This is a genomic window from Sulfitobacter litoralis, from assembly GCF_900103185.1.
Lineage (GTDB): Bacteria > Pseudomonadota > Alphaproteobacteria > Rhodobacterales > Rhodobacteraceae > Sulfitobacter > Sulfitobacter litoralis.
Map to the genome: position 1 here is coordinate 119866 of NZ_FNJD01000005.1, position 18164 is coordinate 138029.

18 protein-coding genes are annotated in these 18164 nt (G+C 58.5%); 11 read left to right on the forward strand and 7 right to left on the reverse strand.

The genetic code is table 11. The annotated features are described in order from the left end of the window. Positions 1-86: 86 nt before the first annotated feature. A complete protein-coding gene (locus tag BLQ98_RS06225) occupies positions 87-605 on the reverse strand; it encodes a flavin reductase family protein (protein ID WP_093732534.1) in 519 nt (172 codons plus the stop codon). A 255-nt stretch (positions 606-860) separates the two neighbouring features. On the opposite strand from BLQ98_RS06225, the gene BLQ98_RS06230 reads away from it, so the two are divergent. Then, a complete protein-coding gene (locus BLQ98_RS06230; RefSeq protein WP_093732471.1) occupies positions 861-1376 on the forward strand; it encodes a DUF992 domain-containing protein in 516 nt (171 codons plus the stop codon). Positions 1377-1442: 66 nt separating this feature from the next. Here the strand turns inward: BLQ98_RS06230 and acs are convergent, their stop codons facing one another. Beyond that, complete coding sequence (acs, locus tag BLQ98_RS06235; protein WP_093732472.1) at positions 1443-3398, reverse strand: acetate--CoA ligase; 1956 nt, start codon at positions 3396-3398, stop codon at positions 1443-1445. A gap of 381 nt (positions 3399-3779) precedes the next feature. On the opposite strand from acs, the gene dctP reads away from it, so the two are divergent. The 3 genes from dctP to BLQ98_RS06250 all read left to right on the forward strand — a co-directional run bounded on the left by dctP (position 3780) and on the right by BLQ98_RS06250 (position 6910). Beyond that, a complete protein-coding gene (gene dctP / locus BLQ98_RS06240; RefSeq protein WP_093732473.1) occupies positions 3780-4796 on the forward strand; it encodes a TRAP transporter substrate-binding protein DctP in 1017 nt (338 codons plus the stop codon). 81 nt (positions 4797-4877) lie between these two features. Then, positions 4878-5507 carry a TRAP transporter small permease subunit gene (locus tag BLQ98_RS06245; RefSeq protein WP_093732474.1) on the forward strand — a complete coding sequence of 210 codons (630 nt, stop codon included), beginning with the start codon at positions 4878-4880 and terminating at the stop codon, positions 5505-5507. 2 nt (positions 5508-5509) lie between these two features. Further along, entirely contained in the window at positions 5510-6910 is a 1401-nt protein-coding gene (locus BLQ98_RS06250) for a TRAP transporter large permease (RefSeq protein WP_093732475.1), read from the forward strand. Here the strand turns inward: BLQ98_RS06250 and BLQ98_RS06255 are convergent. Then, positions 6896-7948, reverse strand: coding sequence for an AI-2E family transporter (locus tag BLQ98_RS06255; protein ID WP_237271413.1), 1053 nt, complete (start codon positions 7946-7948; stop codon positions 6896-6898). The two genes, BLQ98_RS06250 and BLQ98_RS06255, sit on opposite strands and share 15 nt — an antisense overlap. Positions 7949-7984: 36 nt before the next feature. Here BLQ98_RS06255 and BLQ98_RS18230 point away from each other — a divergent pair, with 36 nt between their 5' ends. The 3 genes from BLQ98_RS18230 to BLQ98_RS06265 all read left to right on the forward strand — a co-directional run bounded on the left by BLQ98_RS18230 (position 7985) and on the right by BLQ98_RS06265 (position 10000). Beyond that, a complete protein-coding gene (locus BLQ98_RS18230) occupies positions 7985-8152 on the forward strand; it encodes a hypothetical protein (protein ID WP_167354514.1) in 168 nt (55 codons plus the stop codon). A gap of 100 nt (positions 8153-8252) precedes the next feature. Further along, positions 8253-9245 carry a FecCD family ABC transporter permease gene (locus BLQ98_RS06260; protein ID WP_093732535.1) on the forward strand — a complete coding sequence of 331 codons (993 nt, stop codon included), beginning with the start codon at positions 8253-8255 and terminating at the stop codon, positions 9243-9245. After that, positions 9242-10000, forward strand: coding sequence for an ABC transporter ATP-binding protein (locus tag BLQ98_RS06265; RefSeq protein ID WP_093732477.1), 759 nt, complete (start codon positions 9242-9244; stop codon positions 9998-10000). The genes BLQ98_RS06260 and BLQ98_RS06265 overlap by 4 nt, the downstream gene beginning before the upstream one ends. Here BLQ98_RS06265 and BLQ98_RS06270 read toward each other — a convergent pair. Beyond that, on the reverse strand, positions 9997-10566 hold the full coding sequence (locus BLQ98_RS06270) for a peptidoglycan-binding domain-containing protein (protein ID WP_237271414.1): 570 nt from the start codon (positions 10564-10566) through the stop codon (positions 9997-9999). The two genes, BLQ98_RS06265 and BLQ98_RS06270, sit on opposite strands and share 4 nt — an antisense overlap. A gap of 184 nt (positions 10567-10750) precedes the next feature. Here BLQ98_RS06270 and BLQ98_RS06275 point away from each other — a divergent pair, with 184 nt between their 5' ends. Next, positions 10751-11074: a 2Fe-2S iron-sulfur cluster-binding protein gene (locus BLQ98_RS06275; protein WP_093732479.1), complete on the forward strand. Its 324-nt coding sequence runs from the start codon at positions 10751-10753 to the stop codon at positions 11072-11074. Between the two features lie 5 nt (positions 11075-11079). Then, positions 11080-11826 (forward strand): FG-GAP repeat domain-containing protein, encoded by a 747-nt coding sequence (locus BLQ98_RS06280; RefSeq protein ID WP_244148379.1) that lies wholly within the window; start codon positions 11080-11082, stop codon positions 11824-11826. 89 nt (positions 11827-11915) lie between these two features. Here the strand turns inward: BLQ98_RS06280 and purD are convergent, their stop codons facing one another. After that, positions 11916-13181, reverse strand: a complete 1266-nt coding sequence (gene purD, locus BLQ98_RS06285; RefSeq protein WP_093732481.1) for a phosphoribosylamine--glycine ligase — start codon at positions 13179-13181, stop codon at positions 11916-11918. 84 nt (positions 13182-13265) lie between these two features. Here purD and xseA point away from each other — a divergent pair, with 84 nt between their 5' ends. Then, a complete protein-coding gene (gene xseA / locus BLQ98_RS06290; RefSeq protein ID WP_093732482.1) occupies positions 13266-14801 on the forward strand; it encodes an exodeoxyribonuclease VII large subunit in 1536 nt (511 codons plus the stop codon). Between the two features lie 4 nt (positions 14802-14805). Here the strand turns inward: xseA and BLQ98_RS06295 are convergent, their stop codons facing one another. Next, positions 14806-15201, reverse strand: coding sequence for a hypothetical protein (locus BLQ98_RS06295; protein WP_093732483.1), 396 nt, complete (start codon positions 15199-15201; stop codon positions 14806-14808). Between the two features lie 32 nt (positions 15202-15233). Then, the gene (locus BLQ98_RS06300; RefSeq protein WP_093732484.1) at positions 15234-16247 is read right to left on the reverse strand and encodes an alkane 1-monooxygenase; all 1014 of its coding nucleotides are present in this window, start codon (positions 16245-16247) and stop codon (positions 15234-15236) included. Between the two features lie 169 nt (positions 16248-16416). Between BLQ98_RS06300 and BLQ98_RS06305 the strand changes: the two genes are divergently transcribed. Further along, positions 16417-18129, forward strand: coding sequence for an NAD(P)H-dependent oxidoreductase subunit E (locus BLQ98_RS06305; RefSeq protein WP_093732485.1), 1713 nt, complete (start codon positions 16417-16419; stop codon positions 18127-18129). Positions 18130-18164 lie beyond the last annotated feature (35 nt).

An 18164-nucleotide genomic window follows, 5' to 3' on the forward strand; every position in this document is an offset into this window, starting at 1 on the left:
AGGGATAACGCCGAAGGGGGCCAGCCCCCGCCTCGGCGTGGCCGAGGCACCCCCGGGATTTGATCCATCTGGAAGAGCTTATCCTGCTACCCGACGCGCGGCGTGAAGCGGCCGTAGCGGCCCTGATCGTACATCAAGCCAGAAGCGTCTTCGTCGGTTTCATACGCAGCGTGGGTGACTTGGCCAAGGATGATCGAATGGTCGCCCGCCGGGTGGACGGCGTAGGTGTCGCAGTGAAAGCTTGCAAGACAGCCTGACAGCGTGGGGGCACCGTTGGGGCCTGTTGACCAGTCGAATGCGCCAAAGGCATCGCCGGACACAGCAAAAGCATCCGCAAGAGCGCGTTGGCCTGCGTCCAAGATATGCACGGCGAACTGCGCAGCCTGTGCAAACGCGTCATGGCGTTTGGAGCTGAGCGCGGGGGACCATTGCACCAACGGTGGGTCAAGCGAAACTGAGGAGAATGAATTCGCGGTCATCCCCAAGGGGCCATCGGCGGTCTGAGCCGTGATGATCGTCACACCTGTGCCAAACCGGCCAAAAGCGCGGCGCAGTTCGACTGTTGCGTCGGGCAGGGGAATGAAGTGATGCATATTGTCAGCCATATCGCAGCGGTGCCACGCGACGCTGGATTTGTCCAGACGGCAAACCCCCGTGCCTCGGCCGCCGATAATAGCGGTTTGGTGGAACCGAACCGCCCCCAACGTGTTGTCCCTTCACTGAGAGGCGTGACCGTAACATACCGGAATGCCTGTCGGAAAAGGGGTGCTGGGACATGACGTTCCATCCACCGCCAACAGGCACCCGAATGCCGACGCTCACGACTGATACAGGCGGTTTTCCCGCCGGAAGGATAGATTATGACACTGAATCGTTTTGCACCCCTCAAGCTGACTGTAGCTGCACTTGTAACCGGCGCTGCGTTGTCCACGCCTGCCTTGGCAGATGACGGCGAGACTGTGGACCACACTGAAGTCGGCTCGCTGAGCTGTGACGTTAGCGATGGCACTGGCTTTATTTTCGGTTCTACCCGTGAACTGACCTGTACCTTCAACCCCGTGCAGGAAGGTCTGGCAGACGAGACATATGTCGGCGATATCAAGCGCTACGGCATCGATATCGGCAAGACCCAGAACGGCCAAATGTCCTGGCTTGTTCTGGCACCGACTGAATCCGAATATTACGAGGGTGGTCTGAACGGCGATTATCAGGGCGTATCAGCAGAGGCGACCTTTGGCGTCGGGCTCGGGGCCAATGTGATGGTTGGTGGTTCTGAAGATACACTGGCGTTGCAGCCGATTAGCTTGAATACCCAAAATGGTGTGAACTTTGCTATCGGTGTGGGTGAAATCACCTTGCAACGTGTCGAAGGCTAAATTCGATATCTAGCTAATTTGTGACGTGAGGGGCACCGCGTGGTGCCCCTTTTCCGTTGTCGCTTCCTAGCGGTCCATTCTGTTTGCGATCAAATCGTCGACGACTTCTGGTTCTGCAAGGGTCGAGGTATCGCCAAGCGCGCCATAGTCGTTTTCTGCAATCTTGCGCAGGATACGGCGCATGATCTTACCCGAACGTGTTTTGGGCAGCCCAGGCGCCCACTGGATCACATCTGGTGATGCAATAGGCCCAATCTCGGAACGAACCCAGTTTCGCAATTCGGTTCGCAACGCGTCACTCGGGCTTTCGCCGCTCATCAGGGATACGTAGCAATAAATGCCCTGACCTTTGATATCATGAGGAAAGCCGACAACTGCGGCCTCGGCTACCTTTGGGTGTGCGACAAGCGCGCTTTCCACCTCTGCCGTCCCCATACGGTGGCCAGAAACGTTGATCACATCATCCACGCGGCCGGTGATCCAATAGTCGCCGTCCGCGTCGCGCCGACATCCATCGCCGGTAAAGTAATAGCCTTTGTAGTCGCTGAAATAGGTCTGCTCAAACCGTTCATGATCGCCCCAAATTGTGCGCATCTGGCCGGGCCAGCTGTCGGCAATACACAAAACACCCTCGACATCATTCCCGTCAATCTTGGCACCCGATGTCGGTTCAAGGACAACCGGTCTGATCCCAAAGAACGGTTTCATCGCAGCGCCGGGCTTGGTTGCATGTGCCCCCGGTAGCGGGGTCATAAGGTGCCCCCCGGTTTCGGTCTGCCACCACGTATCGACGATGGGGCAATTCCCTTTGCCAACCACATCATTGTACCAGTTCCAGGCTTCGGGGTTTATTGGTTCACCTACAGTGCCCAACAGCTTCAGGCTGCTCAGGTCGCATCCATCTACGAATGCGCGGCCTTTGCCCATCAACGCACGAATGGCGGTCGGCGCGGTGTAAAATTGATTGACCTTGTGCTTTTCGCAGATCTGCCAGAACCGGCTTGCGTCGGGGTAGGTGGGCACGCCTTCAAACATCAAGGTGGTCGCTCCGTTGGCGAGTGGCCCATAGACGATATAGCTATGGCCCGTCACCCAACCCACATCCGCGGTACACCAATAGACGTCACCGTCATGGTAATCAAAGGTCACCTCGTGGGTTAGTGCAGCATAGACAAGATAGCCGCCCGTGGTATGCACAACGCCTTTGGGCTGGCCGGTCGAGCCGGAGGTATAGAGGATGAACAACGGGTCTTCCGCGTTCATGGCTTCTGGCGCGCAGCTGTCGGACGCCTCTTTGGCCAGTGCTGTATAATCCACATCTCGCGTGTCGTTCCACGCAACATCGCCGCCGGTCCGACGCACCACCAGACATTTGACCGAAGCGTCGCAGGACGCCAGCGCCTTGTCGGCGTTGGCCTTCAGCGGGGTCGCCTTGCCACCGCGCGGCGCAAAATCTGCGGTGATGACGATCTTTGCGTCCGAACCTTGCACCCGTGCTGCCAACGCATCAGGGGAGAACCCGGCAAACACGATTGAGTGGATCGCACCAATGCGCGCGCAGGCCAGCATGGCATAGGCGGCCTCGGGGATCATCGGCATATAGATGATCACACGGTCGCCTTTACCTACGCCCATGTCGCGCAGGATATTCGCCATTTTGCACGTCTGGCTGTGGAGGGCGCGATAGCTGATATGCTGCGCCTCTTCTTTAGGGCTGTCGGGTTCCCAGATGATCGCGGTCTGATCACCGCGCGTTTCAAGGTGGCGGTCGATACAGTTGGCGCTGACGTTCAGCGCGCCATCGGCGAACCAGTTGATCTTGACCTGCCCAAAAGTGAAATCGACGTCTTTGACCTTGGTGAACGGTGTCATCCAGTCAACGCGTTGCGCCTGTTCTTTCCAGAACCCCTCGGGGTCCGAGATAGAGGCATCATACATCGCATCATATTTGACGGCGTTCACATGGGCCGCGTCTGCGGTTTTGTCAGACGGCGGATAGGTTTGTGTGGCGACGTTGGACATGGTTCCTCCCTCAGAACTCTGTTCGTTTGCTGCCGCACAGACGCTTGCGCGCGGCGGCTCTCCCTCGGCAGATCATAACGCGAAGTGAAAAGAAGGAAATAAGCATATGTAAACAGACGGTTTGTCTGTAAATATTTTTCCGTATTCCGCATAAATCAGTAAATTTCACCTCTCGCGATGCAAATTCCCTAGCAAACTTGGCCGATTGCCTGTCAACAGGTGCGACTGAGGCGCAGGCCGTGCTTCCAAATGACCTTAAATCCTCGCCGAAGGCTCCTTTAACCGCGTCAGGGCCCCGTCTTGGGGGGTTGGCAGCCCGCCCCCCTGAAGGTAGTATTTCGCCCAAGCGGGCCAGCAACAGTCCGCATAAGGGAGATATCAATGAACAATCTACTAAATGGCGCAGCTGTCTGCGCCCTGACCTTTGCATTTGCCTCGCAAGCGGCCGCAACGGAATGGAATGCCTCTGTCTGGGGTAAACGTCGCGCCTTTACAGAGCACGTTGAAAAGATCGCCGAGCTTGTATCGGAAAAGACAGATGGCGAATTCACCATCAATGTAAGCTATGGCGGTCTGTCCAAGAACTCCGACAACCTTGATGGTATTTCGATCGGCGCCTTCGAGATGGCTCAATTCTGCGCGGGCTACCACGCGGATAAGAACCGCGCGATCACCGTGCTAGAGCTGCCATTCCTCGGCGTTCAGAACCTCGAAGAAGAAGTCGCTGTATCCCGTGCCGTTTATGCGCACCCCGCCGTGGCCAAGGAAATGGCGCAGTGGAATGCCAGAATGCTGATGACCTCGCCGATGCCACAGTACAACCTTGTGGGCACGGGCGAAGCGCGCGACACGCTGGAATCATTCGAAGGCATGCGCGTACGTGCAACAGGCGGTTTGGGCAAAGCCTTTGAAGCCGTTGGCGCTGTTCCGACCTCCGTTACCTCTTCCGAAGCGTATAACGCGATGGAATCTGGTGTTGTCGATACAGTGGCTTTCGCACAGCACGCACACCTCAGCTTTGGTACGATCAACAAGGCTGACTGGTGGACGGCGAACCTGAACCCCGGGACTGTGAACTGCCCTGTTGTAGTCAACATCGACGCCTATGATGCCCTGACGGACGCAGAAAAAGAAGCGCTGGACGGTTCTGTTGACGAGGCGCTGGATCACTATCTGGCGAACTACGGCGAGCTGCTGGGCCGCTGGGATACCGTGTTGGAAGAAAAAGGCGTGGAAAAAGTTATGTTCTCGCCCGAGGTGTTGGCCGAGTTCAAAGCCAAAGCTGCCGACCCTGCACGTGAAGCCTGGATCAAAGACATGGAAGCCCAAGGCATCCCTGGCCAAGAGCTGTACGATCTGGTTATCAAAACACTCGAAGAAAAACGCGCGTCTAACTAAGTCGCACGGTGAAGAGGGCCTGTTTTTCAGGCCCTCTTTGTTTCCAATACCTCCCTCCCACTCATTTGAAAGGAAAGCATCATGGCCGGTTCCTCCGCCGTGCTCGAAGACGGCAGTCTGCTTAGCCGTATCGACAAAGGGCTGTTACGCCTTGAAACCGTGTTTGCCCTTGTCTCCGGAATTGCCGTCTTCATGCTGATGGTGCTTGCCGTCTGGTCGGTCGGCGGGCGTAAGTTCTTTGCCTCGCCGCTTCCCGGCTATGTCGACTGGATCGAATTCGCCATGCCGCTGATCGCGATCATGGGCATTTCCTATACCCAGCGGAACGGGGGCCATGTACGCATGGATATCCTGATCGGCCAGCTTAAAGGCCGGGCGTTATGGGCCGCTGAGACGTTCTCGGTTCTGTTGATTTTTATCCTGATGATCGCTCTTATCTGGGGGTCGTGGGCGCATTTCCAGCGGAGCTTCGATTTTGCCGCCCCCCTGTGGAGCCGCGATAGCTCTATCGATATCGGGCTTCCGATCTGGCCTGCGAAACTGATCGTGCCGATGGCGTTCTCTGTTCTGGCATTGCGGTTGTTGCTGCAAATCTGGGGATATGGACGCGCATTCGTACTGGGGTTGGAAAGCCCAGTTGCCGTACCTTTGGTACAATCCGCAGCCGAACAGGCCATGGCGGAAGCTGAACATCTAGACGGGCGGGACTGATAATGGACCCTATTGAAATTGGCCTTTGGGTCTCGGGCGGGCTGCTGCTTATGGTGGTGCTCGGTATGCGTGTGGCATTTGCCGCGGCGATGGCAGGCTTGATCGGCCTGATCTGGATTTTTTGGTCCAAGAAAGGGATGCAATGGTCCGAACTGGACTGGGCGCTGACCGTTGCGATCAAAACAGCGGGGCAGGTGCCGCATTCCAAAGTGTCTAGCCAGACGCTGAGCCTGATCCCGACCTTCATCCTGATCGGGTTTTTGGCCTATTATGCCGGTCTCACCCGCGCCCTTTTCGAAGCGGCAAAGCGCTGGATCGCTTGGTTGCCAGGGGGGCTTGCTGTTTCTACCGTCTTTGCGACGGCTGGCTTTGCGGCCGTCTCTGGTGCGTCCGTCGCCACTGCAGCCGTGTTCGCGCGCATTGCGATCCCGGAGATGCTGTCGATCGGGTACAACAAGAAATTCGCTGCAGGCGTTGTCGCGGCAGGGGGCACATTGGCATCGCTGATCCCGCCGTCTGCAATCCTCGTGATCTATGCAATCATCGTTGAACAAGACGTTGGCAAACTGCTTTTGGCGGGTTTCATCCCCGGTGCATTTTCGGCCATTGTCTATGCGATCCTGATCGTTGGTATCGCCACGATCTGGAAGAACGTCGGTCCTCCTGTCACCGGTTTTACGTGGAAACAGCGCTTCGCCTCGCTTCCCGCGGCCATGCCGATCTTTGCGGTTGTGATCATCATTATCTTCTTCGTCTACAACCCGTTCGGCGACGCGTGGGGTACCCCGACCGAAGGTGGGGCAGTGGGCGCGTTTATTGTCTTCCTGATGGCGCTGTATCGCGGCATGCGGTGGGCTGAGCTGAAGGATGCTTTGCTCGAGACAGCCAAACTGACCGTGATGATTTTTACCATCATCTGGGGCGTGCTGATCTATGTGCGGTTCTTGGGCTTTGCCGATCTGCCCGGCGCGTTTGCCGACTGGATTTCGGGGCTCGAGGCGTCGCCAGTCCTGATCCTCGTTTGCATCCTGTTGGCCTATGCGGTCTTGGGCATGTTCATGGATGCCATCGGCATGCTGTTGCTCACGCTTCCGGTTGTCTACCCCGCCGTCATGGCGCTCAACGGGGGCGAGTTCGTCTCTGCTGCGGATAGCGCTTTTGGCATGTCGGGTCCGATGTGTGCGATCTGGTTCGGGATTTTGGTGGTGAAGATGGCAGAGTTCTGTCTGATCACACCGCCTATTGGCCTGAACTGTTTCGTCGTCGCCGGTGTGCGCCCTGATCTTAGCGTTCAGGACGTGTTCAAAGGAGTAACGCCGTTCTTTATCGCGGATGCTGTGACGATTGCGCTGCTCGTGGCGTTCCCGTCTATCGTGCTTTGGCTGCCGTCACTCGCTGGCTGACATCGCCGCTTGATCCCTCATATCATCGGGTTTGACCTGCTCTGCGGACAGGAAACTCCCGATGGTATGAAGGGGTTCAAAGTTCTCGCAGACCACTTTGAACACCACAAGAAAGGGCACCGCGACCAACGCGCCGGGGATGCCCCATAACCACCCCCAGAAAACCACAGTAAGGAACACGGCCACTGTGTTCATCTCAAGGCGACGGCCTACCAGCCACGGGGTGATGATCTGACCTTCAACCAGGGTCAGGGTCAGATAGCCGATTGGGGCGAGCATCGCATAACCGACGGTATCAAACGTCACGAGCGAGAATCCAGCAACCAACAAGACACCCGCGAACCCACCGATATAAGGCAGGAAATTCAGCATGAATGCCGCAATGCCCCAGATATACGCGGACGGCAGCCCTAGGATGGTCAGGTAGGTGCCCACGAGGATCCCAAGAATCGCGTTGATCGTGGCGATGGTAAGCAGATAGCGAGACACGCGTTTTTCCACCGCATAAACTGTATGCAATGCGCGTTTCTTTTCCTTTAAAGTCGGCATCGCCTGTACAAGTTTTAGGTAAAATAGCTCTCCGGACCCCAAAAGGAACAGCGCTAGAATAAGGATCACAGCCAGCGAAGCCCCGGTCTTGCTTACGGTATCCATCGCCGTATCAAGCAGTCCAGGCTGGCGCACGACCACCTCTTGCGGCGTGGTAGCGGTGTCGGTGCCCAGCTTTTGAACCTCTTCGGATGCAGAGCGCATCGTCTCAACAGCACTGCTGACCCCGCTGAGCTTTATCTGGATTTCGCGGCCCATCTGGGGGATTTCATCGCTCCAGATCGCGACGGTACCGGCGGATAGAAGGACAACGGCCGCAATCACCAGCGTTGTCGCGGTCACCAGTAGAAATGCCGACACCGGATGTGGCACACCGACGCGATGTAGGCCGCGCCCGACGGGCGATAGGGTCAGGGCAAGTAAAAATCCCAAAACAATAGGAAGTATCAAATCCTTGGCGAAATAGGCTGTGACGAATAGAGAAATCAAGACTATCAACTGAAGCGAGCGCCGAATTGAAGGCAAATGTTCCAAGTAAAGCTCCAGACGCTAATGTATTTCAAGGCTAACGCACAAGCTGGCGGAAAAGTTCATGTGCTGCCGAGTTTAAGTTATTTTCCACCGCCGCACGCCCCTCGCCGTACGCTTGCAGACATGGTGAAATCAAACGGGGTTGAACAAGCAAAAGTATGAGACCAGGGGAAATTATGAACAGGTATATTCACCCGATGTTAATTCTTGATGCCTACGCACAGGGGTATATTGCGTGCTGGCCCCTTTTTGGGCGCTGCTGATGGGGCGGTCAGCGATCTTGGCGCTTGGTCTAGTCGGGCTGGTGCTCGGGCTGTTTGTCGTATCCCTGCTGATAGGACCGTCGACGGCATCGGTGGGTGACAGCACGTACGCGCTGATAACGGGGCAAGGAGGGCCCCTTTCTGTCGTCATGCGCGAAATCAGGCTCCCTCGTGCGCTTTTGGGGGTATTGATCGGCGGCTCTCTGGGCCTATCCGGTGCTGCGATGCAGGGCTACCTGCGTAATCCGTTGGCTGACCCGGGATTGATCGGCGTGTCGGGGTCCGCGGCCTTGGGGGCTGTGCTGGCCATCCAGACGGGGCTGGCGGCCATCGCAGCATTGGCGCTGCCCGTCATGGCGCTTGGCGGTGCTTTGTTGGGCGTGCTGCTGGTATTATTGCTGGCGGGCCCGCGGGGTACATCACTAGCGCTCATTCTAGCCGGTATCGCAATATCCGCTTTTGCCGCCGCCTTGACGTCGTTGGTGCTCAACCTGTCGCCGAACCCTTATGCCGCGAATGAGATCGTGTTCTGGATGATGGGGTCATTGGCGGACCGGTCAATGACTCATGTCTGGATTGCGCTGCCCTTCCTGCTGGGGGGCGGCCTTCTGCTGGGGTCCCTTGGGCGCGGGCTGGATGCGCTAACCTTGGGCGAAGATGCGGCAGAAGCGATGGGGATCAACCTTTTAAGGCTACGGCTGACTGTGATCCTTGGCACGGCGGCGGTCGTGGGTGCCTCTACCGCCGTTGCGGGCGCGATCGGATTTGTCGGGTTGGTCATGCCGCATCTGCTGCGCGGATTCGTCGGTTCACGACCCGGGGCTTTGCTGTGGGCTGCGACGCTCGGGGGTGCGGCGATGATCCTTGCCTCGGATATTCTGGTCCGACTTGTGGTACCGGACCGTGATCTCAAGCTCGGCGTCGTGACTGCATTGGTCGGCGCGCCGCTATTCCTCCATCTAATATACCGCACGCGGAAGGAAGGGGTATGATGCTGCTTTCATTGCATAACCTATCGGTCAAAAGGGGGCGTAAAAGGGTTATATCCGAAGTTGACCTGACGCTCGGCCAAGGCGAGGTGGTGGGGTTGGTTGGCCCGAACGGCGCAGGCAAGACGACATTGATGCGCGCTGCATTGGGGCTTATCCCCGCCGACGGGCAAAGCTCACTTGCGGCTCTTTCCGCCCGGGCGCGGGGGAAAGCTGTCGCATGGATGCCTCAATCGCGCGAAATTGCATGGTCGGTGACGGTCGAAACCGTCATCCGTTTGGGTCGCACACCCCATTTACGTGCAGGGCAAAAGCAGCGGCCAGAAGATCAGGCAGCGGTTGACCGCGCGATAGAGCAGATGGGATTGGACCGGTTTCGTGATCGCCCCGCGACGCAACTATCTGGCGGTGAACAAGCGCGGGTGCTGATCGCCCGTAGCCTTGCCCAAGAGGCCCCGCTGCTGATCGCGGATGAACCGACCGCGGGACTTGACCCGGCCCATCAAATTGCCGCGATGCGCAGCTTTACCCAAGCAGCGGCACAGGGGCGTGGTGTGTTGGTATCGCTTCATGATCTAGGGTTGGCCGCACGACATTGCACAAGGTTAATCGTGCTACATAACGGGAAAATCGCCGCGGATGGGCTGCCCCAAGACACGCTGACCCCGAGCATCGTCAAAACCGTCTTCGGCATCACTGCCTTTAGCCAGATCACCGACAAAGGTTTTGTGTTTCAAGCGCTTGACCTGACGTCTTAGCCTTCGATCTTCGTGTCGACACCGGGGATATCTACAGCAATCACGCCCAAGGACCGCGCTGTTGTCAGCGCCAGCACGGGGCTGTCGGGTCCTGCGGTGCTCACTTGATACGCCCGCATTGCGCTGCGGGTCGCGTCATCTAGTTGCGATGAAATGGCCCCGCCATAGAACCCCCGCGCCTCTAGCGCGCGTTGCAGTGTGGCGATCACGTCTGGTGTAAGTGCGCTGGTGCAGGGGGTTTCGAACCAGTTGTCCACCCGCGGGCTGACAATCTTTTGGCGCGTTTCCGTGCGGTAGATCGGCAGTGACTGAATTTCACCGGTGGAACTGATTTGCGCTGCCTGCACCTGAACTTGTTCGGTCACCGTCTCGATCACGGCTGGGGATACGGTCCGACCCCAACAGCTGCCCGGTGCCGCCCCTGCCGGGCCGTTCGTCGTCGCCTCGCGGACGCCGGGTTCGGGCAGGTCTGATTCCTCAGGGGGGGCACCACAGGCGCTTAGAGATGCCAGAACCGTGAATATGCAGGCAAATTGAGCTAAATGTGATCGTCGAAAATACTGCACAGCCGGGCCTTGCGGGTCATAGGGTCCGCCGCACGCTAGCGGGTTTTCGCAGCAATGCCTAGCTGATAGGCCGACCGCAATCTGAATAATGCGGCAATGCCGTAGGTGGGGTGAAAAGGGGGCTGGCGAAGCCGCGAGCTGCTGGGTACACATGTCGAAATTCTAAAATCGAAGGGGCAGTTAGATGGCCAAGATCACTTATGTAGAACACAATGGCACGGAACATATCGTAGATGTGGCCAATGGGCTGACCGTCATGGAAGGGGCCCGCGACAACAATATCCCTGGGATCGAAGCCGACTGCGGCGGTGCCTGCGCGTGTTCTACGTGCCATGTCTATGTGGACCCCGATTGGGTCGAAAAAGTACCTGCGAAGGATGACATGGAAGAAGATATGCTCGATTTTGCGTTCGAGCCAGACCCCGCCACGTCGCGTCTGACCTGCCAGATCAAGGTGACCGACGCCTTGGACGGCCTGCGCGTCAAAATGCCCGAAAAGCAGATCTGATGCGGATGTTGGCGCGATACATCCTGTCGCGCTTTCTGCCCATTCTGGTGGCGGGTTCCATCAGCGCGGTTCCTGTGTTTGCCGACGTGATAGCCCGCGCCAGTTTCGGCAACCCGACGACACGGTATGATCACGGTGTTTTGGGCGACGCGGTCGAATGGGGCAGCCTCACGTTCGTACTGACTGACGGCACCACACGGCGTGTCATCCTGCCACAATCTCTTGTATTCGAAGACACATCGCCGCGTCTTGCTGATCTGGACGGCAACGGCAGTCCCGAAGTTATCGTGGTCGAAAGCAGCCAAACCCAAGGTGCGCGGCTAGCGGTCTATGACGCATCGGGACGGGTTGCGCACACCCCCCATATCGGGCGCAAGAACCGGTGGTTGGCCCCAATCGGCGCGGCGGATTTTACGGGCGACGGACGGCTGGAAATTGCGATCGTCGTTACCCCGCACCTGTCAGGCTCCGTGCAACTGCTTTCCTACCAGAACAGCAGACTTAGCGTTATTGCGACGGCTGAGGGCTATACCAACCACCGCATTGGCGACGCGGAAATCGCAGGGGGAATCCGCACCTGCGGCCCGCAGCCCGAGCTGATCCTTGCCCAAATGCCATGGCACCGCGCATCGCCCGCACAGATGGTGGCCTTGCAGCTAAATGGCAAAGCACTCAGCCCGCATAGCTTTAGTGCACCCTTTACAGCTAAAAATGTGGCAGCCGCCCAAGCCTGCGCGCTTAACCCACGTTAGGCACAGACCAGTTTCCAAATGGTTAAAAATCCTGGGGGTCCGGGGGCTAGCCCCCGGTTAAGCCAGCGAGATGCGCCAGTAGCCCGCTGTCAGGACAGCGCGCGCCAGCCGATATCACGGCGATAGAACCCGCCCGGCCAGTCGATCGCCTCGACCATTTCATAGGCACGCGCTTGGGCCTCGGCCAAGGTGTCGCCCCGTGCCGTGACATTTAGAACCCGCCCGCCGACAGCCGTAATGGCACCGTCCTGCGTGGTTGTGCCGGCGTGAAACACCATGTTGCGGCTGTCTTCGGGTAGGGCGTCCAGACCTTTGATAACGCTGCCTTTATCATAGTTTCCGGGATAGCCTCGGGCGGCCATGACAACGGTGACGGCGTGATCTTCGGCCCAGTTCACGCGTGCCTCGTTTAGGCGGCCTTCGGCGGCGGCGTGCATCAGATCAAAGGCCTGCGCACCTAGGCGCATCATCAGTACCTGACATTCGGGGTCGCCGAAGCGGGCGTTATATTCTACCAATCTCGGTGCACCATCCTTGATCATCAACCCCGCGTACAGCACCCCTTGGTAGGGTGTCCCACGCTTAGCCATTTCGGCCATTGTGGGGCGGATAATTTCCGCTAGGGCGCGTTCGGCGATCTCGTCGGTCAAAACGGGTGCGGGGGAGTAGGCACCCATACCGCCCGTGTTCGGCCCAGTATCGCCGTCGCCCACACGTTTGTGGTCTTGCGCTGTGCCGATGGGCAGCACGGTGTCGCCGTCGCACAGCACGAAAAACGACGCTTCTTCGCCGTCCATGAACTCTTCGATCACCACCTCGGCTCCCGCGTCGCCGAATGTTCCATCAAACATTGTATCGACTGCGGCAAGGGCTTCGTCATCGGTTTCGGCGATGATGACGCCTTTGCCCGCTGCAAGGCCATCTGCCTTTATCACAATCGGGGCAGGGTGGTCGGCCAAATAGGCGCGCGCCGAAGCCGCGTCGGTAAAGTGGCCGTAGGCTGCGGTGGGGGCGTTTGCGGCGTCGCAGATCTCTTTTGTGAAGGCTTTGGAGGCTTCCAGCGTCGCGGCTGCTTTCGACGGTCCAAAGACCAGCACGCCTGCAGCACGCAGATCATCGCCAACGCCTGCAGCAAGAGGCGCTTCTGGCCCGATAATGACGAAATCAATGTTGTTTTCATCGACAAAACCGACCACCGCCGCGCCGTCGTTGATGTCGAACGTGGCGCAGTCTGCGATGGCGGCGATCCCGGCATTTCCCGGTGCTACGATCAGCTTGTCGCATTTAGGGTTTTGCAATACGGCCCAGGCTAGACTGTGTTCGCGCCCGCCGCTGCCCAGAATGAGGATGTTCATGGTTGCACTCCCTTGGCCTTGGTTGCTGCGCGTTCTAAGCTGGGACTGAGCCCGACACAAGTTAAAGACGGAAAGACACCGCTGATGGATCTGATCGACGACCCGCGCGAGGGGGAGAACAGCCCCGAATTCACCGTAACCGAGCTTTCGGGTGCGATTAAACGCGTGATCGAGGGCGAATTTGGCCATGTGCGGATTCGCGGTGAGGTGGGCCGCGTCAGCCGCCCGCGGTCGGGGCATATCTATCTGGACCTAAAAGATGACAGTTCGGTTATTTCCGGCGTGATCTGGAAAGGGGTTTCGGCCCGCCTCGAGACCCAGCCCGAAGAGGGGATGGAGGTGATCGCCACAGGCCGCATCACCACGTTCGGCGGGCAGTCGAAGTACCAGATTGTGATCGAGGATATTAAACCGGCGGGCATGGGCGCGCTGATGGCATTGCTGGAAAAACGCAAGGCAGCGCTGGCGGCAGAGGGGCTGTTTGCGCCCGAACGCAAACGCCCGCTACCCTATCTTCCAGAGGTGATCGGGGTGGTAACGTCGCCCTCGGGTGCGGTGATCCGCGACATTTTACACCGTCTGCGCGACCGGTTTCCGCGCAAGGTGTTGATCTGGCCCGTGGCCGTACAAGGGGCGAAATGCGCCCCCGAGGTCGCCCGCGCCATTGAGGGTTTCAACGCGCTAACCCCAGGCGGGGCGTTGCCGCGTCCCGACCTCTTGATCGTGGCGCGTGGGGGCGGCTCGGTCGAGGATCTATGGGGTTTCAACGAAGAGATCGTCGCGCGGGCGGCAGCTGCGTCGGATATCCCGCTGATCTCTGCGGTCGGGCATGAAACTGATACAACGCTGATCGACTTTGTCTCTGACATGCGGGCGCCAACGCCCACGGCTGCGGCCGAGCTGGCCGTGCCCGTGCGACACGAGCTTGTCGCCTTACTGGACGGACAAGAGGCGCGGATGACCCAAGCGCTGAGCCAGGGCCTTTCTCGGCGCGATCAGCGTCTGCGCGATATGGCGCGCGCGTTGCCGCGCCCTGACAGCCTGCTTGATGGCCCGCGACAGCGGCTGGACATGCGCGGCGCACGTTTGGGGCCCGCGCTGACCGCCGGCGTTCAAAAACGCAAAGTGCGTTTATCTGATATCTCCGGTGCGCTGCGTCCAGCGACCCTGCGGCGTACCCTTCAGGCAGAGCAACGCAGGCTGGCCGCCCTGACCGAACGCTTCCGCCCCGAGGCCTTGGGGCGTGAGCAAAAGCGCCGTCTTGAGGGTTTGATCGCCCGCTTTCGTCCCGATGCGCTGGTACAGGACCGGAAGAGAAAAGAGGAAGCCTTTCAATTACTTGCTCAGCGTCTTTCAGATGCGGGGCAGCGCCAGACCCAAGGGTGGCACAAGCAGCTGGCCGGCCTTGACCGTGTGCACGAAACGCTAAGTTATAAGTCCACCCTCGCACGTGGTTATGCGGTGGTACGGGGCGACGGCGGTGTTGTGACCACCAAACAAGCGGCACAGGATGCGTCCGCGCTCGAGATCGAATTTGTCGATGGTACCCTGAAAATCGGCGGTGGTGCCGCGCCCAAAAAGGCAACTAAAAAACCGCCAGAGCAGGGCAGCCTGTTTTAAGGGATCAAACCCCCACCTTTGGCCCGAGACAGGTAAAATCCTGCCCGCTATTCTGCGCCTCGTATAATTCGGTTGTGGCGGGATCTTCTTCGAACTGCGCGATCAGGCCAGCTGCCCCTTCGCGAAAACGCCAGCACTGTGGAGTGGGACGTTCGTCATAGGTAAAGCAGATCTTGCCATCATCTTCGTACCAGCTGCCGGATTTGCATTCTCCATCCAGAAATGACCATTCGACGCGGCGGTTGTGTAGATACCGCTCCGCGCCATAGGTCTCTCCGTTCTGTGCATAAAACAGAGTTTTGCCACGAGTATAGGCATCAAACTCATCCGCTGACATCGTCGACTGCGCGGCCAGAGGGGAGGCGGATGCTAGGGCAAGTATCAGTGCAAATTGCTTCATTGCTGCAGCGTGCCAGAAACCCTACGCGTTATCTAGTCCTGATCGCTTAGAGGCTGCCACCGGGCCACTCGGATGTCCATCACCCGACGCCAAAGCGGTGGTACAAGGGCTAGAACAGCCATCACCGGCAGGGATCGCGGAAGCATAGGCATGGTGCCCGGTATCAGGTCGAGTGCTGGAAAAGCGCGCAAAGGCCGCATATGGTGGTCGGAATGGCGCGGCGCGTTCAACATCATCGCCGAGGAATACCATGCGGGCGCATTCCAGCTGTGCTGCGGTCCCACGGGTTCGGTTTTGCCATCCTCTTTGACGGTGCGACGCAGGCCATAGTGCTGCACATAGTCAGACAGCAGCAGTTGAAATTGGGCATAGGCCGCTACGGCCAGCATCGCGACGATCCCGCGCCAGCCGGCCAGCGCAAAGCTGGCGGCGAGCGTAAGTATCGCCCCCAAGATATATATGACATAGGGGTGTGTCAGCACATGCCGCTTGCCGCGCCGTTGGCGGCTATCAGCATGTAAGCCGGCCATAAACTCCCCGCGCAGTGCACGCAGGGCATAGGCATAAAATCCCTCGCGCAATCGGGCCGAATTGGGGTCGCTGTCCGTAGCTACATGGATGTGATGCACGCGCAGATGGGCAGAGACGTGATGCCCATGCAGCAGGCTGCAATAGATCGCAGTGCCGATCCGTCTGGGCCATTTCGTCGAGGCGTGGATCAGCTCATGCGCATTGGAGTTCGAGATCTGGCCAAAAAACAGACCAAGCCCGATATAGATCAGTACCTTGTCCGTCGTACTCAAAATGGGGTTTTCCGCCAGCGCCCAAACGCCAAGCGGTAGTAGGATGAAATGCACCGCTGCAAGCACCAGGCTGAGCGCGCGACCCGTATGGGCCAGGGTTGGCAGTCTGCGCGACAGCCGGTCGAGGAAGAAGACCACCACAGTGATCGAAAACAGGGCGAATAGCGGCCAGGGACCACCCCGCAGACAGGCGACGATCAAAAGTATCGCTGGGGTCAGGCTGGCAATGCTATACCAGAACATAGGGCGGCTCCGCTGGGGTAGCTATTTCATATCCACTAAATCACGCGCGAAAAAGAGCATCTGCTACCGCAGCCACCGCGTAAAGCGCTGCGGATTGGTCGCTTTTTACCTGCGCAAGCCGCTACGGCTTTGGTAGCGTGACGTCAAAGCGATACGAGAGGGCAGATCGATGGCGTTGGATGATCACGAAACGGCGGATGCAAACGCGCCGCGAAAAGGCGTCTGGAAATCCGGCAAGGGGAAGGGGCGCAGCCACCCCAAGGGGCGTCAGTTGCAAGATGGTCCATGGGAAGACGTCCGTGGCTTGCTGGGTGACAAGCCGCGTCGTTCAGACCTGCTGATTGAATATTTGCATCTTATTCAAGATAAATACGGGCATCTTTCTGCCGCGCATCTGCGGGCTTTGGCTGAAGAAATGCGCATGAGCATGGCGGAAGTTTACGAAGTCGCAACCTTTTATGCCCACTTTGACGTGGTGAAGGAGGGGGAAACACCACCGCCCGCGCTCACCATTAGGGTCTGCGATTCGCTATCATGCGAACTCGCCGGGGCGCAGGCGCTGAAGGCCGCGCTAGAGGATGGGTTGGATGCGTCAGCGGTACGCGTCCTACGCGCGCCTTGTATGGGGCGTTGCGATACCGCGCCGGGGCTGGAGATCGGGCATAACTTTGTCGACCACGCGACGTTGGACAAGGTGAAACAGGTTATCGTGGCAGGCGACACCCATGTGCATGTGCCTGACTACGAAGGCTTTGACGCCTATGCCGCCGGCGGGGGGTATGAAACGCTCAAGAAACTGCGTCGGGATGGCGATTGGGAGGCAGTCCAAGAAAGCCTATTGGAGGCCGGATTGCGCGGGCTCGGTGGTGCCGGTTTCCCATCCGGTAAGAAATGGGGTTTTGTCCGTGACAACGCTGGACCACGCTATTTGGCCGTCAACGGCGACGAAGGCGAGCCGGGCACATTCAAGGACCGTTGGTATCTGGAACGGGTACCGCATCTGTTCCTCGAAGGGATGCTGATCGCCGCTTGGGCCGTCGAGGCAGAAAAAGTGTTCTTATACATGCGGGACGAATATCCGCAGGTACTTGCGCTGCTTCGCAAGGAAATTACGGCGCTGGAGGATGCTGGGATTGTCGCTGCGGGATATATCGACCTGCGGCGTGGAGCGGGGGCTTATATCTGCGGTGAAGAATCCGCCATGATCGAAAGCATCGAAGGCAAGCGCGGGCTGCCGCGTCATCGTCCGCCCTATGTGGCGCAAGTGGGCATTTTTGGTCGCCCGACATTGGTGCACAATGTCGAAACACTGCATTGGGTCGCACGTATCTGTCGCGAAGGGCCCCAGGTGCTGAACAGCACGGAAAAAAATGGGCGCAAGGGGCTGCGAAGCTATTCAGTGTCGGGCCGCGTGGCAAAACCTGGTATGTATGAATTGCCCGCTGGCTCAACCATCACGGATGTGATCGAAGCTGCCGGTGGCATGGCCGACGGGCATCGGTTCAAGGCCTACCAACCGGGCGGCCCGTCATCGGGGCTGCTTCCCGCCTCTATGAATGACATCCCGCTCGACTTTGATACGTTGCAGCCGCATGGGTCGTTTATTGGGTCCGCCGCAGTCGTGGTGCTGTCGGACCGTGACAGTGCAAAAGGTGCTGCGTTGAATATGCTGCGCTTTTTCGAGGATGAAAGCTGCGGTCAATGCACGCCCTGTCGCGTTGGCTGCGAAAAAGCGGTGAAGCTGATGCAGGCAGATCAATGGGATAAGCCGCTACTTGAGGAATTGTCGACCGCCATGGTCGACGCGTCCATCTGCGGTCTGGGGCAGGCCGCGCCGAACCCGATCCGCATGGTTATCAAACACTTTTCCCACGAAGTTTGATCACGCAGCACGGCGGCCCGCTTGACCTCGCCAGC

Bases quoted from the DNA above. Each gene is read 5' to 3' on its own strand.
- BLQ98_RS06225 (WP_093732534.1), bottom strand. From the start codon at position 605: ATGGCTGACAATATGCATCACTTCATTCCCCTGCCCGACGCAACAGTC.
- BLQ98_RS06230 (WP_093732471.1), top strand. From the start codon at position 861: ATGACACTGAATCGTTTTGCACCCCTCAAGCTGACTGTAGCTGCACTT.
- acs (WP_093732472.1), bottom strand. From the start codon at position 3,398: ATGTCCAACGTCGCCACACAAACCTATCCGCCGTCTGACAAAACCGCA.
- dctP (WP_093732473.1), top strand. From the start codon at position 3,780: ATGAACAATCTACTAAATGGCGCAGCTGTCTGCGCCCTGACCTTTGCA.
- BLQ98_RS06245 (WP_093732474.1), top strand. From the start codon at position 4,878: ATGGCCGGTTCCTCCGCCGTGCTCGAAGACGGCAGTCTGCTTAGCCGT.
- BLQ98_RS06250 (WP_093732475.1), top strand. From the start codon at position 5,510: ATGGACCCTATTGAAATTGGCCTTTGGGTCTCGGGCGGGCTGCTGCTT.
- BLQ98_RS18230 (WP_167354514.1), top strand. From the start codon at position 7,985: ATGTTCCAAGTAAAGCTCCAGACGCTAATGTATTTCAAGGCTAACGCA.
- BLQ98_RS06260 (WP_093732535.1), top strand. From the start codon at position 8,253: ATGGGGCGGTCAGCGATCTTGGCGCTTGGTCTAGTCGGGCTGGTGCTC.
- BLQ98_RS06265 (WP_093732477.1), top strand. From the start codon at position 9,242: ATGATGCTGCTTTCATTGCATAACCTATCGGTCAAAAGGGGGCGTAAA.
- BLQ98_RS06275 (WP_093732479.1), top strand. From the start codon at position 10,751: ATGGCCAAGATCACTTATGTAGAACACAATGGCACGGAACATATCGTA.
- BLQ98_RS06280 (WP_244148379.1), top strand. From the start codon at position 11,080: ATGTTGGCGCGATACATCCTGTCGCGCTTTCTGCCCATTCTGGTGGCG.
- purD (WP_093732481.1), bottom strand. From the start codon at position 13,181: ATGAACATCCTCATTCTGGGCAGCGGCGGGCGCGAACACAGTCTAGCC.
- xseA (WP_093732482.1), top strand. From the start codon at position 13,266: ATGGATCTGATCGACGACCCGCGCGAGGGGGAGAACAGCCCCGAATTC.
- BLQ98_RS06295 (WP_093732483.1), bottom strand. From the start codon at position 15,201: ATGAAGCAATTTGCACTGATACTTGCCCTAGCATCCGCCTCCCCTCTG.
- BLQ98_RS06300 (WP_093732484.1), bottom strand. From the start codon at position 16,247: ATGTTCTGGTATAGCATTGCCAGCCTGACCCCAGCGATACTTTTGATC.
- BLQ98_RS06305 (WP_093732485.1), top strand. From the start codon at position 16,417: ATGGCGTTGGATGATCACGAAACGGCGGATGCAAACGCGCCGCGAAAA.